The organism is Brevibacterium sp. W7.2 (genome assembly GCF_018137945.1).
GTDB classification, from domain to species: Bacteria; Actinomycetota; Actinomycetes; order Actinomycetales; family Brevibacteriaceae; genus Brevibacterium; species Brevibacterium sanguinis.
Genome location: NZ_CP073089.1, coordinates 1,426,119 through 1,446,781, shown reverse-complemented (window position 1 = coordinate 1,446,781; position 20,663 = coordinate 1,426,119). Strand labels below are relative to the sequence as shown.

14 protein-coding genes are annotated in these 20,663 nt (G+C 68.9%); 3 read left to right on the top strand and 11 right to left on the bottom strand.

Annotation, left to right across the window (positions count from 1 at the left end; genetic code table 11):
- Positions 1-112 precede the first annotated feature (112 nt).
- The 4 genes from J9315_RS06475 to J9315_RS06460 form a co-directional block, all read right to left on the bottom strand.
- A complete protein-coding gene (locus J9315_RS06475; protein ID WP_211979054.1) occupies positions 113-688 on the bottom strand; it encodes a CinA family protein in 576 nt (191 codons plus the stop codon).
- A complete protein-coding gene (gene pgsA, locus J9315_RS06470) occupies positions 678-1,442 on the bottom strand; it encodes a CDP-diacylglycerol--glycerol-3-phosphate 3-phosphatidyltransferase (RefSeq protein ID WP_211979053.1) in 765 nt (254 codons plus the stop codon). The genes J9315_RS06475 and pgsA overlap by 11 nt, the downstream gene beginning before the upstream one ends.
- 140 nt (positions 1,443-1,582) lie before the next feature.
- Complete coding sequence (locus J9315_RS06465; protein WP_211979052.1) at positions 1,583-4,333, bottom strand: DNA translocase FtsK; 2,751 nt, start codon at positions 4,331-4,333, stop codon at positions 1,583-1,585.
- A 281-nt stretch (positions 4,334-4,614) separates the two neighbouring features.
- Positions 4,615-5,247 carry a winged helix-turn-helix domain-containing protein gene (locus J9315_RS06460; protein ID WP_211979051.1) on the bottom strand — a complete coding sequence of 211 codons (633 nt, stop codon included), beginning with the start codon at positions 5,245-5,247 and terminating at the stop codon, positions 4,615-4,617.
- A 160-nt stretch (positions 5,248-5,407) separates the two neighbouring features.
- Here J9315_RS06460 and J9315_RS06455 point away from each other — a divergent pair, with 160 nt between their 5' ends.
- Complete coding sequence (locus J9315_RS06455; protein ID WP_211979050.1) at positions 5,408-6,817, top strand: MFS transporter; 1,410 nt, start codon at positions 5,408-5,410, stop codon at positions 6,815-6,817.
- Between the two features lie 668 nt (positions 6,818-7,485).
- Here the strand turns inward: J9315_RS06455 and aceB are convergent.
- Both aceB and J9315_RS06445 read right to left on the bottom strand, forming a co-directional pair.
- Positions 7,486-9,090, bottom strand: coding sequence for a malate synthase A (gene aceB, locus J9315_RS06450; RefSeq protein ID WP_211979049.1), 1,605 nt, complete (start codon positions 9,088-9,090; stop codon positions 7,486-7,488).
- A 212-nt stretch (positions 9,091-9,302) separates the two neighbouring features.
- Positions 9,303-10,118, bottom strand: a complete 816-nt coding sequence (locus tag J9315_RS06445) for a DUF899 family protein (protein WP_211979048.1) — start codon at positions 10,116-10,118, stop codon at positions 9,303-9,305.
- A 298-nt stretch (positions 10,119-10,416) separates the two neighbouring features.
- Between J9315_RS06445 and J9315_RS06440 the strand changes: the two genes are divergently transcribed.
- Positions 10,417-12,222: an L-lactate permease gene (locus J9315_RS06440; RefSeq protein WP_211979047.1), complete on the top strand. Its 1,806-nt coding sequence runs from the start codon at positions 10,417-10,419 to the stop codon at positions 12,220-12,222.
- Between the two features lie 744 nt (positions 12,223-12,966).
- Here J9315_RS06440 and J9315_RS06435 read toward each other — a convergent pair.
- Positions 12,967-14,613: a ribonuclease J gene (locus tag J9315_RS06435; RefSeq protein WP_137826361.1), complete on the bottom strand. Its 1,647-nt coding sequence runs from the start codon at positions 14,611-14,613 to the stop codon at positions 12,967-12,969.
- A gap of 34 nt (positions 14,614-14,647) precedes the next feature.
- On the bottom strand, positions 14,648-15,571 hold the full coding sequence (dapA, locus tag J9315_RS06430; RefSeq protein ID WP_211979046.1) for a 4-hydroxy-tetrahydrodipicolinate synthase: 924 nt from the start codon (positions 15,569-15,571) through the stop codon (positions 14,648-14,650).
- A gap of 136 nt (positions 15,572-15,707) precedes the next feature.
- On the opposite strand from dapA, the gene J9315_RS06425 reads away from it, so the two are divergent.
- Positions 15,708-17,003, top strand: a complete 1,296-nt coding sequence (locus J9315_RS06425) for an AAA family ATPase (protein WP_198499110.1) — start codon at positions 15,708-15,710, stop codon at positions 17,001-17,003.
- Positions 17,004-17,021: 18 nt separating this feature from the next.
- Here the strand turns inward: J9315_RS06425 and J9315_RS06420 are convergent, their stop codons facing one another.
- From J9315_RS06420 to J9315_RS06410, 3 genes are all read right to left on the bottom strand, one after another.
- Positions 17,022-17,657: a TetR/AcrR family transcriptional regulator gene (locus J9315_RS06420; protein ID WP_211979045.1), complete on the bottom strand. Its 636-nt coding sequence runs from the start codon at positions 17,655-17,657 to the stop codon at positions 17,022-17,024.
- A complete protein-coding gene (locus J9315_RS06415; protein ID WP_211979044.1) occupies positions 17,654-19,633 on the bottom strand; it encodes an FAD-dependent oxidoreductase in 1,980 nt (659 codons plus the stop codon). The genes J9315_RS06420 and J9315_RS06415 overlap by 4 nt, the downstream gene beginning before the upstream one ends.
- Before the next feature lie 149 nt (positions 19,634-19,782).
- Positions 19,783-20,661, bottom strand: a complete 879-nt coding sequence (locus J9315_RS06410; protein ID WP_211979043.1) for a neutral zinc metallopeptidase — start codon at positions 20,659-20,661, stop codon at positions 19,783-19,785.
- Positions 20,662-20,663 lie beyond the last annotated feature (2 nt).

Here is a 20,663-nt window from a genome sequence, read left to right as displayed (position 1 = left end):
CGCCAACCTGAGCGGGTGAGATGGGGGTATTGCCAGTCCTTTCGGAGAAACCGGCGCGGTGGCATGTCTGTGCGTATGTCATCTTGAACACTCAACCATCGCACAAGGGAAGTTATTCCGCGCCGGTGTCCGTGCCGGCAGAGTCCGAACCAGCAGCCGCCCCACCGCTTCCCGCCCCACCCGTGGCCGGGTCGGGTCCGAATGCGAGCTTCGCGACGAACTCGCCGAGGCGCTCGACCATGGCCGCGACCGTGGCCGACCGGATCGCCTCCCGGTCCCCGGTGAAGCGGTGTTCGACGACGTGGGCGCGGGAGCCGAACGCGATCGCCGTGTAGACGAGGCCGACCTCCTTGCCGTCCTGCGGGTCCGGTCCGGCGACTCCCGTGCAGGAGACGCCGATGTCGGCGACGCAGGCGCGGGCGGCGCCGACGGCCATCTGCGCGGCGACGACCTCGTCGACGGGTCCCGTCTCCTCGAGACGCTCGGGGTCGACGCCGGCGAGGCTCGCCTTGAGGTCGGTCGCATAAGTGACGAGGCCGCCGCGAACGACTGCGGAGGCGCCGGGGACGTCGACGAGGGTGGAGACGAATCGGCCGGCGGTCAGGGATTCCGCCGAGGCGACCGAGAGTCCCAGCTGCGCGCAGGTCGCGATGATCTCCCGGGACTCCGCGAGCAGGTCACCGGCCATCGCCGGTCCGCGGTCCCTCGGAATCCTCGGCCTCGTCCGGTCCCGATCCGGGTCCGCCGGCCTCGCCGTGACCGGGCTGCCGGACCGAGCCGCCCGCAGACGTCCCGTCGGACGTGGGACGATCGGTCGCCTCGCCGCCGGAATGGGCGGTGCGGGCCAACCGCGCCGCCTGGATGCAGTAGTCGATGCCGGTGACGATCGTGACGACGATCGCGGCAGCCATGACGACCCACGCGACGACGATGAGGACCATCGCCACGGGGACGGGGACGATGAACGCGAGCGGCTTGAGCAGGAGGAACAGCCCGATCGCGACGGTCTGGAGGACGGTCTTGAGCTTGCCGCCCTTCGAGGCGGGCATGACGGCGATGCGGATCATGAAGAAGCGCAGCACGGTGATGCCGAGTTCGCGCACGAGGATGATGACCGGCACCCACCACGGCAGCTCGCCGACGAGCGCGAGCCCGATGAGGGCCGCGGCCATGAGCGATTTGTCGGCGATGGGGTCGGCGATCTTGCCGAAGTTCGTGATGAGGTTGTATTTGCGGGCGAGGTCGCCGTCGATCTTGTCCGTGGCCATCGCCAGCAGGAACACCGCAAGCGCCCACCACCGAGTCGTGAGGTCCTGTCCCCCGTCGTTGAGGAGGAGGACGAGGAAGACGGGAACGAGGAGGATCCGCACCACCGTCAGGGCATTCGGGAGGTTCCAGGCGCTCGGTTCGGCAGTGGGCGGGGTCTCGGGGCGATCGTTCACACCTCAACCCTATCCGAGACCGCAGCCGGGAGCGCGGATCGCAGCCGTGAGCGCGGACCGCAGCCGGGGCCATGCAGCCGAGGCAACGCAGCGGACAGCACGAAGCCGGCCACCCCGATCGGTGGCCGGCTTCGCGGTCGTCAGCGTCCCGTCAGCTGCCAGGCGTCCTCTCCGGAGGCCTCGACGACTTCGAGTCCGGTCTCCGGGTCGATGTCGCCGACCTGGAGGTCCTCGGCGTGTCCGACGCCGTTGGCGTAGGGATCGGTGCGCGCCGAGGCGGCCGACCCTCCCGCGGACGACGGACCGTGGTCGCCGCGATCGTCGCCGGTCGCGCCGTAGCCGTCCTCGTCGTCGAAGTCCTCGGCGAAGTCGTCGGCGGCCGATGGCGCACTGCCGGCCCCCGCCTCGGCGGGCGGGGTCTCCCCCTTGATGACGGCGAGGGTGGCCGGGAGATCCTCGGGGCGGACGAGGACGTCGCGGGCCTTCGAGCCCTCGGAGGGTCCGACGATGCCGCGGGACTCCATGAGGTCCATGAGGCGGCCGGCCTTCGCGAAGCCGACGCGCAGCTTGCGCTGGAGCATCGACGTCGAGCCGAACTGGGTCGTCACGACCTGCTCGGCGGCCTGGAGGAGGAGTTCGAGGTCGTCGCCGATCTCCTCGTCGATCTGCTTCTTCGGCGCCTCGACGGCGACGTCCTCCCGGTAGTTCGGGGTGAGCTGGCCCTTGACGTGCTCGACGACCTTCTCGATCTCCGACTCGTTGACCCACGCGCCCTGGACGCGCATCGGCTTCGCGGCGCCCATCGGGAGGAACAGGGCGTCACCCTGGCCGATGAGCTTCTCCGCGCCCGGCTGGTCGAGGACGACCCGGGAGTCGGCCAGCGACGAGGTCGCGAACGCCAGCCGCGAGGGCACGTTGGCCTTGATGAGGCCGGTGACGACGTCGACGCTGGGGCGCTGCGTGGCGAGCACGAGGTGGATGCCGGCGGCGCGGGCGAGCTGCGTGATCCGCTGGATCGAGGCCTCGACGTCGCGCGGGGCGACCATCATGAGGTCGGCGAGCTCGTCGACGACGACGAGGAGGTACGGGTAGGGCTGGAGGACGCGCTCGGACCCGGCGGGCACCTGGACGCGGCCCTCGCGGACGGCCTTGTTGAACTCCTTGATGTGCTTGAACCCGAAGTTCGCGAGGTCGTCGTAGCGGGCGTCCATCTCGCGCACGACCCATTCGAGCGCCTCGGCGGCCTTCTTCGGGTTCGTGATGATCGGGGTGATGAGGTGCGGGATGCCCTCGTAGATCGTCAGCTCCACGCGCTTGGGGTCGACGAGGATCATCCGGACCTCGTCGGGGGTCGCACGCATCATGATCGAGGTGATCATCGAGTTGACGAAGCTCGACTTGCCGGCGCCGGTGGCACCGGCGACGAGGAGGTGGGGCATCTTCGAGAGGTCGGCGACGACGAACCCGCCTTCGACGTCCTTGCCCACGCCCATGACCATCGGGTGGTCGGTCTTGCGGGCGGCCTTCGAGCGCAGCACGTCGCCGAGGGCGACGTTCTCCCGGTCGGAGTTCGGGATCTCGATGCCGATGGCCTTCTTGCCGGGGATCGGCGAGAGGATGCGGACATCGGCGCTGGCCACGGCGTAGGCGATGTTCTTGCTCAGCGCCGTGACCTTCTCGACCTTCGTGCCCGCGCCGAGTTCGACCTCGTAGCGGGTCACCGTCGGGCCGCGGGAGAAGCCGGTGACCTGGGCGTCGATCTTGAACTGCTCGAGGACGTCGCGGAGGGCCTCGACGACGCGGTCGTTGGCCTCCGAGCGCTCCTTGGCCGGGGGGCCGGGAACGAGGTAGTCGGAGTTCGGCAGGGTGTAGGTGACGTCGCCGGCGAGCGTGAGCTGTTCGACGCGTTCGGGCAGCTGCTCGGTGGGAGGCGGTGCCGGGGTGTTCGTCGTCGGCACCGGCGCCGAGGCGGCGGCGGAGCTGGTCTGGTGCGCGACGGTCGGGGCGTCGTCGGACATCCCGATGGCCTTCTTCAGCGCCGAGGCCTCGCGTTCGGCCTTCGTCGGGCGGCGCTCCCCGGGCTTGAACTTCGGCTCGGTGTCGATGACCGTCGTGTCGGCCTCTTCGTCGGAGACCTCCTCCTCGCGGATGTAGGCCTTGTCGTAGGCCTTGTCGGCGAGGTCGTCGTCGACCGGCGGGTCGAGCTCGGGGATCTCCGTCTTCTTCTTCCGGCTCCGGCGCTTGGCGCCCATGACCGGTTTGAGGCTCGAGGTGTGGGTGTTCTCGGCGACGAGGTCGGTGGCACTGGCCTCGGCGTCGGCGGTCTCCGGGGCGGGGCGGGCACCGCCGGTGAGGCGCTGGTAGAGCGCGGTCAGTCGCCGCGGGATCGCCCGGACGGGGGTCGCGGTGATGACGAGGAGGGAGAAGAGTCCGAGGAGGACGAGCAGCGGCACGGCGACGTAGACGGTCGTCGCGACGACGAGCGGTGAGGAGACGACGAAGCCGAGCGCCCCGCCGCCGTTGGCCATCGCCTCGCGCGAGTTGACGAACGTCGGGTTGCCAGCCGCGATGTGGGCGAGTCCCGCGGCCGAGAGCAGCAGGAGGATGATGCCGATGAGGATCCGGTTGTTGCCGCGGTTGTCGTCGCCGCGGAGGAACAGGCGGATCGCGTAGCCGGTGAAGATCACGGGCAGGGCCAGGGCCACGCGGCCGAAGGTGCCCTCGACGACGTTGCGGACGACGTCGCTGATCGCGCCGGGGATGTTCCACCATTCGAAGGCGGCGATGACGATCGAGAGGCCGATGAGGAAGAACGCGGTGCCGTCCCTCTTCGTCGGGGACTGCTCGTCCGGTTCGTCGCTGAGGATCTTTCGCGCACGGTTGCCGGCCATGTGGGCCACTCCCCTCCACGCACCGGTGACAACGTTTGTCCCGGGGTCTTCGGTCCCCGCTTGTCCGGAACCACCCTTCGCCTTCGAGGCAGAGCGCTTGCCGGTGCCAGAAGCGGGGGAAGTCGTTCTGGTCGCCATGCTCCATATCCTAAGGTGATTCGGCGCGCGATCCCGGCAAATCCGCAGGTTTCGGCGCGCCTTGGCGGCGCTCTCCGGTCGACCGCGAGCACCGACGCGGTGACACTGCAGTTACGCCCTTAGGAAAGGGCGTATTTGTCGGTTCACCGCGTCGGCGGCTGTTCGCCGTCAGAGGCGCCGAGGCGGTCGCCGGGAGCGCTGGGGCGCGCGCTCGGGTGCATCGCGACGAAGACCGCCCACTCGCGCACCTCAGCACCGTCGTCGCGATCGACGGAGTTCTGTGAGCGGAAGTCCTCGAGCAGGTCCTCGAGGCGCTGCCGGAACTCGTCGACCTCCTCGGCGGTGAGCATCGCGGCCATCCTGCTCATCGTCCGTTCGCTGGAGGGCGCGGCGGCGAACTCGGCGGTGAAGGCCTCGATCATCGGATTCGCCACTTCGTCACCGAGATCGAGATACCAGCTCTTGCCCGTCGCGAGGTAGGGGATCTCGCGAGCTCCGCGCCGACCGCGACGCACCTCCTGAGCCTCGAGGAACCCGGTGTCAACGAGCATCCGCACATGATGGAGCGCGGTCGCGGGATTGAGGCCCGCCGCCTCGGCGATCTCCCGGTTGGTCAGCGCCTCGGAAAGGGTCAGGCGCAGGATGCGGATGCGCACGCTCGAGGCGAGCGCCTTCGCCTCGGCATCGGTGGCGTCGCGGCGCTCGATCGCTCGGGCCACGCGCTCGGCGTCACGCGGCGGTCGATCCGCGTCGCCGCCTCCTGCCTCCGCACTCATGCCCTCCACGCTAACCAACGATTGGCAGAAGTCAATGACTGTATTGCCGGATGAGCGCTCCGGTGCCACACTGGTGATTGAGAGAACTCAATCACTGCCGATCGCCGGCCCTTCGGCGATCGCCGATCACTGCTCATCACCCTGACTCGAAGAAGAGCCGATGACCCCACACGACCCCACCGAATCCCGGCCGGACCATGCGACCGACGGCCCCATCCCACCGAGTGCACCCACGGTGCCGACGAGTCCGCCGCTACCGCATCTGCCGACCGCATCGCATGAGGAGCAGTCACCGACGGCTGACCGAGCCCCATCACGCTCTCTGTGGCGGCACCATGACTTCCGGCAGCTGTGGATGGGCGACACGGTCTCCGTCTTCGGCAACCAGTTCGTCCTCTTCGCCCTCCCCCTCATCGCCGTCCAGCTGCTCCACGCGAACGCCTTCGAGATGGGGGTCCTCGCCGCGCTCGAATCCGCGGCGTTCCTCCTCATCAGCCTGCCTGCCGGCGCCTGGGTCGACCGGATGCGCAAGAAGCGCATCATCGTGGCCGGCGACCTCGTGCGCGCCGGACTCCTGCTGACGATCCCCCTGGCATGGGCCCTCGACCTGCTCTCGATCGGCCAGCTGTGGATCATCGCCGCCCTTGTCGGCGTCGTCACCGTCTTCTTCGACGTCGCCAACCAGTCGTACCTGCCCGAGATCGTCGCCGGCGACCAGATCAGCGACGGCAACGGGAAGCTCCAGGCGAGCCAGCAGACGGCGTCCGTCGTCGGACCATCCGCGGCATCCGGTCTCGTCGGGCTCATCGGCGGACCCCTGACGGTCGGAGTGACGAGTGTGTGCATGGCGCTCTCGAGCCTCTTCGTCAGCCGGATCCGCCACCAGGAGGACCGGCCGGACGCGGGCACCGACACGACGCTCATCGCCGACATCCGCGAGGGCCTCGCCTTCGTCCTCAGCCACCCGCTGCTGCGTCGCATCGTCGCCTGCACGGGCCTGACGAACCTCGCGTCCTCCGCGGTCTTCGGCCTCCTCGTCCTCTACGCGCTGCGCACGCTCGAACTCGATGAGTTCCAGCTCGGGCTCGTCATGTCGATCGGGGCTGTCGGCGGGATCCTCGGAGCACTGAGCTCGTCGTGGGTGCAGAAGGTCGTCGGCGAGGGCCGGTCGATCGCCGTCTCGGCCGTGATCGGCGGCCTCTGCTTCCTCACCGTGCCGGCCGCCTCAGTGCTGCCGGCCCTGCCGACCCTGCTCCTCGGCTGGCTCGTCCTCTCGGGGATGGTCGTCGTCTACAACGTCGCGCAGGTGAGCTTCCGCCAGCGTCTGTGCCCGAAACCGCTGCTCGGGCGGATGAACGCCTCGATCCGCTTCCTCGTGTGGGGACCGATGCCGATCGGCGCGTTCCTCGGCGGGACCATCGCACACGCGATCGGCATCGTACCCACCTTGTGGATCTTTGCGGGCCTCGCCGTGCTCTCCGCGTTGCCCGTGCTCATCTCGCCGCTGGCCGGGATGCGCACCCTCCCCCGCGAACTCGACGCACTCGCGAACTCCACCCCCGCGTCGTGACACGTGGGGCCGCCTCGGCGAACCTGCACGGTCTGCGGGGACCGTCTCGGCGAGGGACCACCGTCCGGCACCTCACCTCGGCGAACTATTCCAACGCAGTGAACCGACACCTACGCGCCGAACCGACGCCTCGAACGCGGCACGGCGCTGTCCTCCGGACGCAGAGTGTCGATCATCGAGTCCGAAATCAACACTCTGCGTCCGGAACTCTCAGCGCCCCGGGTGCCACCGGGCTGGGCACCGACTTCAGGACGTTCTGGGCAGAGAGAACGCGCCGAAACCTGTCCAGAACGACCTCGATTCGGCCGCAACGCCCAACAACCCAGCCCAGAACAGTGCCGCAGGCCCGGCCGCGCCACCCGCCGACGCCCTGGCGCGACACATACGCAGTGAACCGACAGTTACGCGGTGACACAACGGGCTGGGAAACACTGACGCGGTGAAACGGCAAATACGCCCTCAGCTGAGGGCGTATTTGCCGGTTCACCGCGTCAAAGCAACGGAGCCGTCCGAACGGCCGCGCGAACCAGACCGGGCGGGGCCGACAGGGCCGCGCGAACCAGACCGGGCGGGGCCGACGGGGCCGCGCGAACCAGACCGGGCGGGGGCGACAGGGCCGCGCGGACGACCCGTCCGAGTCGACCGCGCCGCACGACCCGACCCCGGGCTCAGTCCATCTTCGCGTACGCAGGCAGGGTGAGGAAGTCGACGTAGTCCGGCGCCACGGCCACGGAGAGGAAGAGGTCGGTGGCGTCCTTCCAGTCCGCGGGGTCACCGGGGAGGCCGGCGACCTCCTCGGCGACGAGCTTCTCGACGAGCTCCCGGGTCACCGTCTCACCGGTGTCGAGTTCGACCCCGGCGTCGAGCCACTGCCACACCTGCGAGCGGGAGATCTCCGCGGTCGCGGCGTCCTCCATGAGCCCGTGGATCGCGACCGCGCCGTTGCCCTCGAGCCACGCCCGCAGGTACTGGATGCCGACGTTGATATTCGTCCGCAGCCCCGCCTCGGTGATGGCGCCCGGCGTCGACTTGACGTCGAGGAGTTCGGCGGCCGTGACGGAGACGTCCTCGCGCTTGTTGTCGATCTGGTTGGGCTTGTCGCCGAGGGTCTCGGTGAAGACCTCCTTGCACAGGGCCACCATGCCCGGGTGCGCGACCCACGAGCCGTCGAATCCGTTGCCGGCCTCACGGGACTTGTCCTCGCGGACCTTGGCGAACGCCGCCTCGTTGGCCGCCGGGTCCTTCGCCGGCACGAACGCGCTCATACCGCCGATCGCGTGGGCCCCGCGCTTGTGGCACGTGCGCACGAGCAGCTCGGTGTAGGCGCGCATGAACGGCACCGTCATCGTCACGTCCGAGCGGTCGGGCAGCAGGTAGTCGGCGCCGCGGGAGCGGAAGTTCTTGATGACGGAGAAGATGTAGTCCCAGCGCCCGGCGTTGAGCCCGGCCGAGTGCTCGCGCAGCTCGTAGAGGATCTCCTCCATCTCGAACGCCGCGGGGTAGGTCTCGATGAGCACCGTCGCGCGGATCGTGCCGCGGGCCAGGCCGAAGGCGTCTTCGGCGTACTCGAAGACCTGGTTCCACAGCCGCGCCTCGAGGTGGGACTCCATCTTCGCGAGGTAGAAGTACGGGCCCTTGCCCTTCTCGATCTGCTTCTGACCGGCGGTGGCGAAGTAGAGCGCGAAGTCGACGAGCGATCCCGAGGTCTCCTCACCGTCGACGAGGATGTGCTTCTCCGGCATGTGCCAGCCGCGGGGGCGCACGACGATCGTCGGCAGCTCCTCGTCGGGGGCGAGCGTGTACTCCTTGCCCTCGGGCGAGGTGAAGTCGATCTCGCGGTTGAGGGCGTCGAGGAGGTTGATCTGACCGCCGATGACCGAATCCCACTGCGGGGTGTTCGCGTCCTCCTGGTCGGCCAGCCACACCTTCGCGCCCGAGTTGAGCGCGTTGATCGTCATCTTCTTGTACGTCGGACCGGTGACCTCGACGCGACGGTCCTCGAGCCCGGGCGCCGGCGGGGCGACCTGCCAGCTCTCGTCCTCGCGGATCTCCTTGGTCTCGGGAAGGAAGTCGAGATCGACCCCATTGGCGATCTCCTGCTGGCGAACCCGACGAGCTTCGAGCCGCTCGAGCCGGTCGCCGTTGAACTTCCGGTGCAGCTCGACGATGAGCTTGAGCGCTTCCGGAGTGAGGACCTTCTCCGCGCCGTCCGGCAGTTCGCCGGTGATCTCCATCCCGGCGGGAATGTCGAGGTTCTCGATATGAGCAGTCATCGGTGGTTCTCCTTTTTGTCGCACCGGGGCCGGTGCGTCGAGTATCGCGGGCAGCGGGGTTTGGCCGGCGAAACTTTCACATCGTGAAATTGTTTGTTCACACACCGAAAGAATATGTTGTGATACACATCTCGTCAAACCGCCGTTCCCGGCTCCTCGACTCACCTCGCCGAGGTGGCTCCCCCGTCCGCGTCGACCGCTGCGTCCGCGCGTCAGTGGTTGTGGCCGTTGCGTCCGAGCGAGGTCACCGGCGCCGCCCCGTGGCGGGTCCACTGGGGCACCGGTCGACTCGTCGGTCCCCACGTCGCGGCACCCGTGTCGTCGGTGCGCCAGTACCAGCCGACCGGGGTGCCGCGCCCGCCCACCGGCGATCCGGCGTCGGGGACCTCTGGCCAGCCCTCGGGCACCTTCTCCCAGCCCTCGCGCCTGCCGAGCGGAGTCATGTCGAGCAGACCGAGGAACCCGGTCACCGGTTCGACACCCCGTCCGGTCGTCGCATAGGTGAGGAACACCCGGTCGCCTCGGCGCACGAAGCTGAGCAGGGAGCCCATGTCCCCGCCGAGCGGCTCGTCGAGACCGCGCACGGAATACCACGGCTGCTCATAGCCCATGAAGTGGACGAACGGGCGCACCTCGGACCAGGCGCCGGAGGTGAGGACGGCGAACGAGACGCCGCGGGCGTTGAGGTAGACCGAGTCGCGCAGACTCCATGCCACCGCGGTGCAGCCTTCGCACTGTCCCTGGTGGGGTGCCCCGTCGTACCACATGTGCTTGTAGACGATGAGCTCGTCGCGGCCGTCGAAGAGGTCGCGGAAGGCGACCGGGCCGTCCTCGCCGTGGACTTCGGCGTCCCCGTCGATCTCGACCATCGGCAGTGTGCGGCGGGCGGCGGCGATGGCGTCCGCCTCGGCGGTGTGGGCCTTCTCCCGGTCGAGGATCTCCGCCCGGGCATTGCGCCACGTGTCGGCGTCGACGACCTCGGGCAGTCCGGGGACCTGGTCAGCGGACTCTCTGCTGATGTACGTCATGACAACCGACTCCTTCGTCCCCGGCCTGGTGCCGTGCCTGCGTTCGCCGCTGTCCGACAAGCGCCACTGCTCTGACACTATCGACACTCACGCGGGGACTCAAGAGCCCGGCGGCCCGCCCCGCGTGGTTCCTTGACCACCTCCGTCCCGCACAGGACAATGACCTCAACGCCGTGGTCGTCCGCGGCCGCACCGGTGGCACCGTTGCCGTCCCTCCAGGTGACAGCGTCACCGTTCCTCCGCGTGGCACGTGTGCCACTCCTCGAAGTGGCAGCGCCGCCACGGATCGGACACGACGATGGACAACCTGGCCGTAGCCGCACTCCTTGCCCTCACCCCGATCCTGCTCGCGGGGATCCTCCTCATCGGCTTCCGCTGGCCGGCGAAGTACGCGATGCCGATCGGCCTCGTCGCCGCCGCGCTCATCGCGAACTTCGCATGGCAGATCGAGTGGGTGACGATCGCCGCCTCCGTCGTCCAGGGCCTCCTCGTGGCCATCGGCCTGCTGTGGATCGTCTTCGGGGCGCTGCTCCTCCTCGCGACGATCACCCGGTCGGGAGCGATCGAGACGATCCGGGCCGGCTTCGTCTCGATCTCGCCTGACCGGCGCGTGCAGGTCATCATCGTCGCGTGGCTCTTCGGCTCGTTCATCGAGGGCGCCGCCGGCTTCGGCACCCCCGCCGCCGTCGTCGCCCCGCTCATGCTCGCCCTCGGATTCCCGGCGATCGCCGCCGTCCTCGCCGGCCTCATCATCCAGTCGACGCCGGTGAGCTTCGGGGCGGTGGGCACGCCGATGATCGTCGGCATCGGCACGGGGCTGGCCCAGGAGGACGGGAGCATGTCGCCCGACGTCGCCGCCCGCGCCGCCCAGCTCGGGCTCGACCAGTCCGGCTTCATCGCGCACACGGCTGTCCAGGTCGCCCTCATCCACGCCGTCTGCGGCATCCTCATCCCGCTCCTCCTCGCCTGCCTGATGACGGGGTTCTTCGGAGAGCGCCGCCGCTTCGCCGACGGGCTCGCCGTCGCCCCGTTCGCGATCTACTCGGCGTTTGCGATGATCGTGCCCTACCTCCTCGTCGCCATCTTCCTCGGTCCCGAGTTCCCCTCCCTCCTCGGCGGGCTCATCGGTCTCGCGATCGTCGTGACGACCTCGCGGATGGGCTTCCTCATGCCGAAGAAGATCTGGGACTTCGCGCCCCGCAGCCAGTGGCCGGCGTTCTGGATGGGCACCGTCGACCCCGCCGACGAGGCCGCGCACCTGACGAAGAAGATGTCCCTGGCCCGGGCGTGGGCGCCCTACCTCATCGTCGTCGCCCTCCTCCTCTTCACCCGCAACGTGCCGCCGGTCAAGGAGTTCCTCAACGGTCCGGCCGTCATCAAGGTCGAGGGCATCTTCGGCACCCCGATCAGCCAGAACATGGATCTCCTCTGGTCTCCGGGCGCAATCTTCGTCCTCGCGTGCGGACTGACCTACCTCATCCACCGGATGACGCGCGAGCAGATCGGGTCGTCGTGGTCGATCGCCGGCGCGCAGATCGCCGGCGCCGCCGTCGCGCTCCTGTGCTCCCTGCCCCTTGTGCGGGTGTTCATCAACTCAGGCCCGGACTACAACAACGCCGGGTTGGAATCGATGCCGGTCACCCTCGCCGAGGCGGCCGCCTCCACCGTCGGCGACGCCTGGCCGCTGCTCGCCCCCTTCATCGGGGCGCTCGGAGCGTTCGTCGCCGGGTCGAACACGGTCTCGAACATCATGTTCTCCCAGTTCCAGTTCTCCACCGGCGTCGCGATCGGCGCAGCCTCCCCCGAGACCGTCGTCGCCGCCCAAGCGGTGGGCGGGGCGGCCGGGAACATGGTCGCCGTCCACAACGTCGTGGCCGCCTCGGCGACGGTGGGTCTCATCGGGCGCGAGGGCGAGCTCATCCGGCGCACCTCGATCCCCATGCTCGTCTATGCGCTCACTGCCGGTGCGCTCGCATTCATCGGCATCAACGGCCTCGGCGCGAACGCCGGCACGGTCGTGCTCTGCGCGATCATCGTCGGTCTCGCCGTGCTCGTCGTCCTCGCCCGCCGGTCGTCCGGGAAGCCCCTCGTCCCCGCGACGTGAGGGGTTGGCGGGCCGGTTTCCCCGGGAGCGACTTCCGGCTGGGACACCGACTTCAGGTCGTTCTGGACAGAGAAAACGCGCCGAAATCTGTCCAGAACGACCTCGACTCGGCCGCGACCAGCCCGCAACCACCCCAGCAGGGCGCCGCACGCCCGTCCGCCACGCGCACCGACGCACTGGGGCGACAATTACGCAGTGACCCGACACTTACGCGCCGAACGGACGCTTCGATCGCCCCGCGACGCCGTTTCCCGGACGCAGAGTGTCGATGATCGAGTCCGAGATCGACACTCTGCGTCCGGAACTCACTATGGCTCGGGTGCTGCAAGGCTGAGCCACCGACTTCAGGGCACTTTGGACAGAGAAAACGCGCTGAAATCTGTCCAGAACGACCTCGACTCGGCCGCGACCGCCCGCAACCACCCCAGCGCGGCGCCGCACGCCCGACCGCCCCTTGCACCGACGCCCTGATACGGCAAATAAGCGGTGAAACGACAAATACGCGCTGAACCGACGCTTCGAACGCCCCGCGGCACTGTCCTCCGGACGCAGAGTGTCGATGATCGAGTCCGAAATCGACACTCTGCGTCCGGAACTCACTGCGGCCCGGGTGTCATCGGGACGGGCACTGACTTCAGGTCGTTCTGGACAGCGAAAGCGCGGTGAACCGATTCCGGCGCGGTGCAGAGCACCTCGCTGATCTCGGCTCACCGCGCTCTCACGGTGGACTCAGGGCACAGAGTCTCAGACGATGACGACCATCGGGACGATCATCGGCTTGCGGCGAAGCTTCGAGGACACCCAGCGGCCGACGGTGCGGCGGACGACCTGCTGCAGCTGGTACTGGTCGGTCGTGCCGGACTCGAGCGCCTCTTCGATCGCCTTCGTCACCTTCGGGATGATCGAGTCGAAGACGTCGTCGGACTCGGCGACGCCGCGGGCGTGGATCTCCGGGCCGGCGATGACGGTCTTCGTCTGGCTGTCGACGGCGAGGAAGATCGTCACGAAGCCCTCACCGGCGAGGACGAGACGGTCCTTGAGGTCCGCCTCGGTGATCTCACCGACGGAGGAGCCGTCGACGAAGACGTAGTTGCAGTCCACGGCCCCGACCACCTCGGCGTGGCCGTCCTTGAGGTCGACGACCCAGCCGTCGTCGGCGAGGACGATGTTGTCGGGATCGACTCCGGTCGCCTCGGCGTGGCGGGCATTGGCGAGCAGGTGCCGCCATTCGCCGTGCACGGGCATGACACCGCGGGGCTGGACGATGTTGTAGCAGTAGAGGAGCTCGCCGCCGGACGCGTGACCGGAGACGTGGACCTTCGCATCGGCCTTCGAGATCACTTTCGCGCCGAGCTTCATCAGGCCGTTGATGACCTTGAACACGGAGTTCTCGTTGCCGGGGATGAGCGAGGACGCGAGGATGACGGTGTCGCCGTCGCCGACCTCGATGCGGTGGTTGCGGTTGGCCATCCGCGACAGCGCGGCCATCGGCTCGCCCTGGGACCCGGTGCACATGAGGACGACCTGGTCATCGGGCAGGTCGTCGACGTCCTTGATGTCGATGAGGACGCCCTGGGGCACGTGGAGGTAGCCGAGGTCCGCGGCGATCTTCATGTTGCGCACCATCGACCGGCCGACGAGGGCGACCTTGCGACCGTGCGCGCTCGCGGCGTCGAGGACCTGCTGGACGCGGTGGACGTGGGAGGAGAACGACGCGACGATGATGCGGCGCTCGGCGTGGCCGAAGAGGTTTTCGAGGACGGGACCGATGTCCTTCTCAAGCGCCGTGAAGCCGGGCACCTCGGCGTTCGTCGAGTCCGTCATGAAGAGGTCGACGCCCTCCTCGCCGAGGCGGGCGAAGGCACGGAGGTCCGTGATCCGACCGTCGAGCGGGAGCTGGTCCATCTTGAAGTCGCCGGTGTGGAGGATGTTGCCGGCGCCGGTGCGGATGAAGACGGCGAGCGCGTCGGGGATCGAATGGTTGACGGCGACGAACTCGAGGTCGAAGGGACCGAGCTGGTCCGTGTCACCGGCCTTGACGACGCGGGTGACCGCCTTGATGCGGTGCTCCTTGAGCTTCGCCTCGATGAGGGCGATCGTCAGCTTCGATCCGAGGATCGGGATGTCGGGCTTGCGCTTGAGGAGGTAGGGCACGGCGCCGATGTGGTCTTCGTGGCCGTGGGTGAGGACGAGGCCGACGATGTCGTCGAGGCGGTCGTCGAGGTAGGAGAAATCGGGGAGGATGAGGTCGACACCGGGCTGCTCCTCCTCGGGGAAGAGGACGCCGGCGTCGACGATGAGGATCTTGCCGTGGTATTCGAACACGGTCATGTTGCGCCCGACCTCGCCGAGGCCGCCGAGGGCGACGATCCGGACGGCTTCCGGATCCATCTTCGGCGGCAGCGCGAGTTCTTGGGTCAATGCATTATTCACTGAGGTAACCACTCCTGGTCAGTTGGGCGGTGACGAACGCCGTCTGCTCCTCATCTGCTGGGAGCAGCGGCATCCGGGTACCGCGGTTGTCAAGTATTCCTTGGGCCTGCAGTGCGGCCTTCGCCGAGAGGACTCCCGGCATGTGGTTCATGAGGGCATCGACGATGCCGGCCGACTCGGTGCTGAGTCGGCGTGCGGTGTCGAGGTCGTTCGCGGCGACCGCGGCGACCATCGGAGCGAAGCGGTCGGTGCACACGTGACCGGCGACGGAGACGATCCCGACCGCGCCGATCGCGAGCAGCGGCAGGTTGAGCGCGTCCTCGCCCGAGTAGTAGGCCAGCGGCGAGGCGGCCATCACCTGGGAGGAGGCGAAGAGGTCGCCCTTGGCGTCCTTGACCGCGAGGATGTTCGGATGCTCGCCGAGGCCGATGAGCGTGTCCGTGTCGATCGGGACTCCCGACCGGCCCGGGATGTCGTAGAGCATGACGGGCAGGTCGGTGGAGTCCGCCGCCTCCCGCATGTGGGCGGCGATCGCCGCCTGCGTCGGCTTCGAGTAGTAGGGGGTGACGACGAGGAGGCCGTCGGCCCCGGCTTCCGCCGATCGCCTGCTCAAGTCAACAGTGTGGGCGGTGACATTGTTCCCGGTGCCGGCGATGAGCTTCGCGCGGGTGCCCACCGCGCCGCGGACGACGCGCAGGAGCTCGATCTTCTCCTCGTCGGTCGTCGTCGGGGACTCCCCCGTCGTGCCGGAGACGACGAGCATGTCGTTGCCGAGGCTCACGAGGTGATCGGCGACCTTCTCCACGCCGGCCCAGTCGATGCTTCCGTCGTCCTTGAACGGAGTCACCATTGCCGTGCCGACGGTACCGAACGCATCGATTGCGGCGCCCGCCGCACTGTCCCCGAGAATCGCCATGCCACAAGGATACCGCTGAGCACCCTCTCCTCGCGGCACCGGCTCGGGGTGCGCCGCGGCCCGGGCTGGTGAGCTGAGATGCAGATCACATAGGCTGTGCACACGCCCCGTGCGACACCCACCGAAGGAGAGTTCGATGAGCCGCACCCGCATCCGCGACTTCCACGACGACGACCTCGACGGGATCGTCCGTCTCTGGGAGTCCGCGCAGTCCTCGACGTCCGCACCCGTCTACTCCCTGCCCGAGGTCATCGCCTCCTGCCAGAACGACCATGCCGTCGTCGCCGTCCAGGGTGAGGAGATCGTCGGGGCCGCGGTCGGCCGGGCCGCGCATGCGCAGGGGTGGATCGTCTTCTTCCATGTCCTCGCCGAGGTGGAGCAGACCGATGCCGCCGAGGCGGGTCTCCTCGATGCGCTCGAACGCCATTTCATGCCGCTGGGCCTCGGCAAGCTGTCGATCCTCGTGCCCGAGGAGTCCCCGGCGTTCGCCGGCCTGGAGTCCAACGGCTTCCAGGTGCGCTCGCAGCTGCGGTACCTCGAGCGGCAGATGCCCGTGCAGCGGCGCGAACTCGATCTGCTCCGCAGCGTCGGCGGGCGGATCCTGCCCCGTCACCTGTGGGACGCGGTGAGCGGGATGCAGCAGGAGAAGGACATGCTCGAAGACCGCCTCGTCGTGCCCCTGGCCGAACCGGACCTCGCGGATCATTTCGGTGTCGTCCCGCCGCGCGCGGTCATGCTCTTCGGCCCCCCGGGCACCGGCAAGACGACGTTCGCGAAGGCCGTGGCCTCCCGCCTCGACTGGCCGTTCGTCGAGCTCTTCCCCTCCCGGCTGTCCGGGGAGCCCGGCGGCGTGGCCGCGGGGCTGCGGTCCTCGTTCGAGCAGATCGGCGAGCTCGAGCATGCCGTCGTCTTCATCGACGAGGTCGAGGAGATCGCGTCGAAGCGCGGCGGGGAACCGCCGTCGCCGACGCAGGGCGTGACGAACGAGCTGCTCAAGCAGGTTGCGGAGTTCCGGGATCGGGAGGGGCGGCTGCTCATCTGTGCGACGAACTTCGTCCGCGCCCTCGACGCCGCGTTCCTCCGGCACGGCCGCTTCGACTACGTCATCCCGATCGGCCTGCCCGACGAGACGGCGCGCCATGCGATCTGGAGCCGGTACATTCCCGATCATGTCATCGCCGACATCGATGTCGATGCCCTCGTCGATGCGAGCTCCGGGCTCACCCCGGCCGACATCGAGTATGCGGCCAGACGCGCCTCCCAGGAGGCGCTGGCGGCGTCGCTCGGCAAGGACCAGGTGCCCATCGACGCGCGTTCGGACGTGCTGACGACGGAGAACTACCTCGAGGCGCTCCGCGCGACCCGGGCCACGGTGTCCGAGGAGACGGTCCGCGAGTTCCGCGACGACGTCCAGACCATCGCGAGGCTCTGAGCACGCGGGTGCCCGCGGTCAGGGACGCCGTGTCACTGCGGTCGAATCGACCCTCAGCAGGGCGGCGGCCGTCGCTTCGAGGGTCACGCTGATCTGGTCGGGGGTGAGGCCCTCCCGGCCGGCGGCGATCGCGAGGTCGAAACCGTCGATCTGGGCGATGAGCGTGTCGACGATGAGGCTGGTGTCGGCCTGGGGTGTCAGGCTTCCCTCGGCGATGCCGAGGTCGATGAGGGAACGGAAGTGCGCCCGCCAGCGGGCGAACACCTCGGCGACGGACTGCTCGAGGATCCGGTTCCGGCGGGCGGCCGCAACGAGTTCGACCCACACGATCGCCCGGTGCTCATACGACTCGACGGTCGGGACCGCGGCGAACGTCGCCCGCAGGCGATCCCACGCGCTCCCGTCGACGCGGGCGAGGCGCTCGATCGCGTCGATGACCGAGCGGCTGTGCGACGACAGCGCCTCGAGAAGGAGATCGTCGCGGTTCGCGAAGTAGTACTGGACCGTGCCGACGGACACTCCGGCCGCTGCGGCGACGTCCTTGAGCCGGACGGCGTCGGGTCCGCGCCGGACGATCTCGGCGATCGTCGCCTCGAGGATCGCCGTCCGTCTCGCGGCGACCGCTGTCGGATCGAGCTGGGGGCGCGGGCTCATGCGCTCGCCGCCGCAGTCTGCGCGAGGTTCTTCGCGGCGACAAGTCCCTCGTACACGGCCTCCTCGACCGTCCGCGGCGCCCGGGCGTCCCCGATGACCTCGACGCTCGCCGGTCCGAAGTCGAGGTCGGGCACCGCCGCCCGGGGAGCTGCGGACACGATCGTCGCCGCGACCCCGTCGACTTCGTGGACGATCTCGCACAGCGTCGACTGGAGGTATCCGGTGTCCTCATCGACGCCGACGAGGCGGGCGTCGCCCAGGAACTCCACCCCGACCCGCAGCGCCTGGGAGACGAGCAGGGTGCGGGTGTACTGCTGGATCGCGGCGCCGGCGAAGTTCGCGGCCGTGGCCAGCGTGACGAGATGCCCGGACTCCGCGAGCCTGAGCGCGATCCCGAGCCCGATCCAGTCGCCCTTCCAGTCCGCGACGAGGATGCGTCCGGCCGGCAACCGCGGCTGCTCACTGAGGTACTCGCGGGCCCCGATGACGAGGGCGTCATCGGCGATCTCGAGGGTGGGCATCCGCTCGACCGCCCCGGTGGCGACGATGACATGGTCGGGGGCCACCTCGGCGAGGATCTCCTGGGTCACCGGCGTCGAAGTGCGCAGTTCGGCCCCGGCCCGGGCCGCCTCGGCGGACAGGTTCGTCGCCGCCCCGCCGAACTCCGCGCGATAGGGCAGGGTCTGGGCGAGCAGCACCGCCCCGCCGAGGTGGGGCTCGGCTTCGCAGAGGACGACGTCATCGCCCTGTTCGGCGGCGACCGCGGCGGCCTTGAGTCCGCCCGGTCCCCCGCCGATGACGAGGACGCGGCGCGGCCGCCGGACGTGCGGGCGGGGCAGGAAGGTGAGTTCGCGGCCGGTTTCGGGGTGCTGGATGCACGAGATCGGCACGCCCATCTGGAAGTGGCCGATGCACGCCTGGTTGCAGCCGATGCATGCGCGGATCTCGTCGACGGCGTCTCGGGCGGACTTCTCGGCGAGGTCGGGGTCGCAGATCATCGCCCGGGTCATGATCGCCATATCGGTGCGGCCCTCGGCGATCGCGGATTCGGCCTCATGGGGCTGGTTGATGCGGCCGGCGACCATGACGGGCAGGTCGGTGACCTTCTTCACCCGCGCCGAGAGGGACGTCGCATAGCCGGGTTCGATCTGCATCGACGGCACGATGTGGACGGCGCCCTGGAGCGTCGAGGAGTCGCCGGCGGTGACGGAGAAGTAGTCGAGGGCGCCCTGCTCGTCGAGGTGGCCGATGAGGTCGAGGATCTCTCCGGCGACGAGGCCGTCCTCGGTCTTCTCCTCCCCCGAGATGCGCAGGCCCACGACGATGTCGGGACCGACGGCGGCGCGGACGCCGGCGACGACCTCGGTGAGGAAGCGGCGGCGATTCTCGGGGCTGCCGCCGTAGTCGTCGGTGCGGGTGTTGATCCGCGGGTTGACGAACTGGATGGGCAGGTAGCCGTGGCTCGCGACGATCTCGACGCCATCGATGCCGCTTCCGGCGATGCGCGCCGCCGAGCTCGCGTATCCGGCGATGATGTCTCTCACCTCCGCGGTGCTCAGCGCCTCGGGCACGACCTTGAAGCGCTCCTGCGGTGCGTCGCTCGGTGCGACGGCTCGTGGTGCCATGCCGTCCTGACCCTCCATGACTTCGCGCCCGGGGTGGAAGAGCTGGGCGAAGATCGTTCCGCCGTGCCGGTGGACCGCCTCGGCGACGGCGCGGTAACCGGGGATCGCGGAGTCGTCGGTGGCCATGAGGACGTGGTTGGTGTACCGCGCGGTCTCGTGGACTCCGGAGACTTGGAGGACGATGAGTCCGCAGCCGCCGCGGGCCCTCGCCTCGTGGTAGGCGACGAGGTCGGGGCCGATCTGCCCGTGGTCGTCGAGGACCGTGTCATGGCCGGATGAGACGATGCGGTTTCGGATGGTCCGTGACCCGAGGGTGATGGGTTCGAAGAGATGGGGAAAGAGGTGAGACATGATCGTCCTTGATCGATGCGCGAGGTGAAGCCGACCAGTAATTCATATCACGGTATGGATAACTGGGGAAGGGGCGCTCACGGCTGCCTCGGAGCCGGTTGGTTCATAGCAGACTGCCTGAGAGCTGGTAGGTTCAGAGCCGCCTCGCCTCAGAGCTGGCTGCCGGGCACGGCGAAGGCGTCGCAGCTGCCGAGGCCCTTGTTGTAGCCGTCGGTGAACCACCGCTGGCGCTGTTCGCTCGTCCCGTGGGTGAAGCTCTCGGGGTTGACCATGCCCGACTGCCCCTGGATGTAGTCGTCGCCGACGACGAAGGCGGCGTTGAGGGCGTCGTCGATCTGCGTCTGCGTCGGCGGCTCGAGGTACGGGGTGCCGTTGTCGTCGGTGAGGGTCGTGACGTCGCCGAGCCAGGCCCCGGCGTAGCAGTCGGCCTGGAGTTCGGTGCGCACGCCGTTGCTCTCGGGGCCGGTGCCGTTGTTGGGGTACCGGTCCATCGTCCCGGTGATGTTCTGGATGTGGTGACCCCACTCGTGGCCGACGATGTAGAGCTGGGCGAGCTCGTCGGCGGAGGCGCCGAAGCGATCGCGCATCACGCCGAAGAACGTCGGGTCGATGTAGACGCCCTGCTCGGGCGGGCAGTAGAAGGGACCGACGGCGTTCGAGGCGGTGCCGCACTGCGTCGACGTCTGCCCGTCGACGATCGTCATCTGCGGCGGCGTGTATCCCTCGACCTGCTGCGACCAGTAGTCGTCGAGGACGACCTGGGCCCCGGCCATCCGGCAGTCGGTCGACTTGTTGGCATCGGCGCCGGTGTCGCATTGGGCCATCGCGGCTTCGTTGGAGATGTTCCCTCCGCCGCCGCTCTCGAGCGCGGGATCGTCGATGAACCCGCTGAGGTCGACGCCGAGGAGAGGCCCGACGAGGAAGACGAGGAGGCCGATGACTCCGACACCGCCGCCGGCGATCGCCGTGTTGCGTCCGCGACGACTCGTCCGGTTCGAGCTGATGTCAGCATTCGGATTGAAGGTCATGG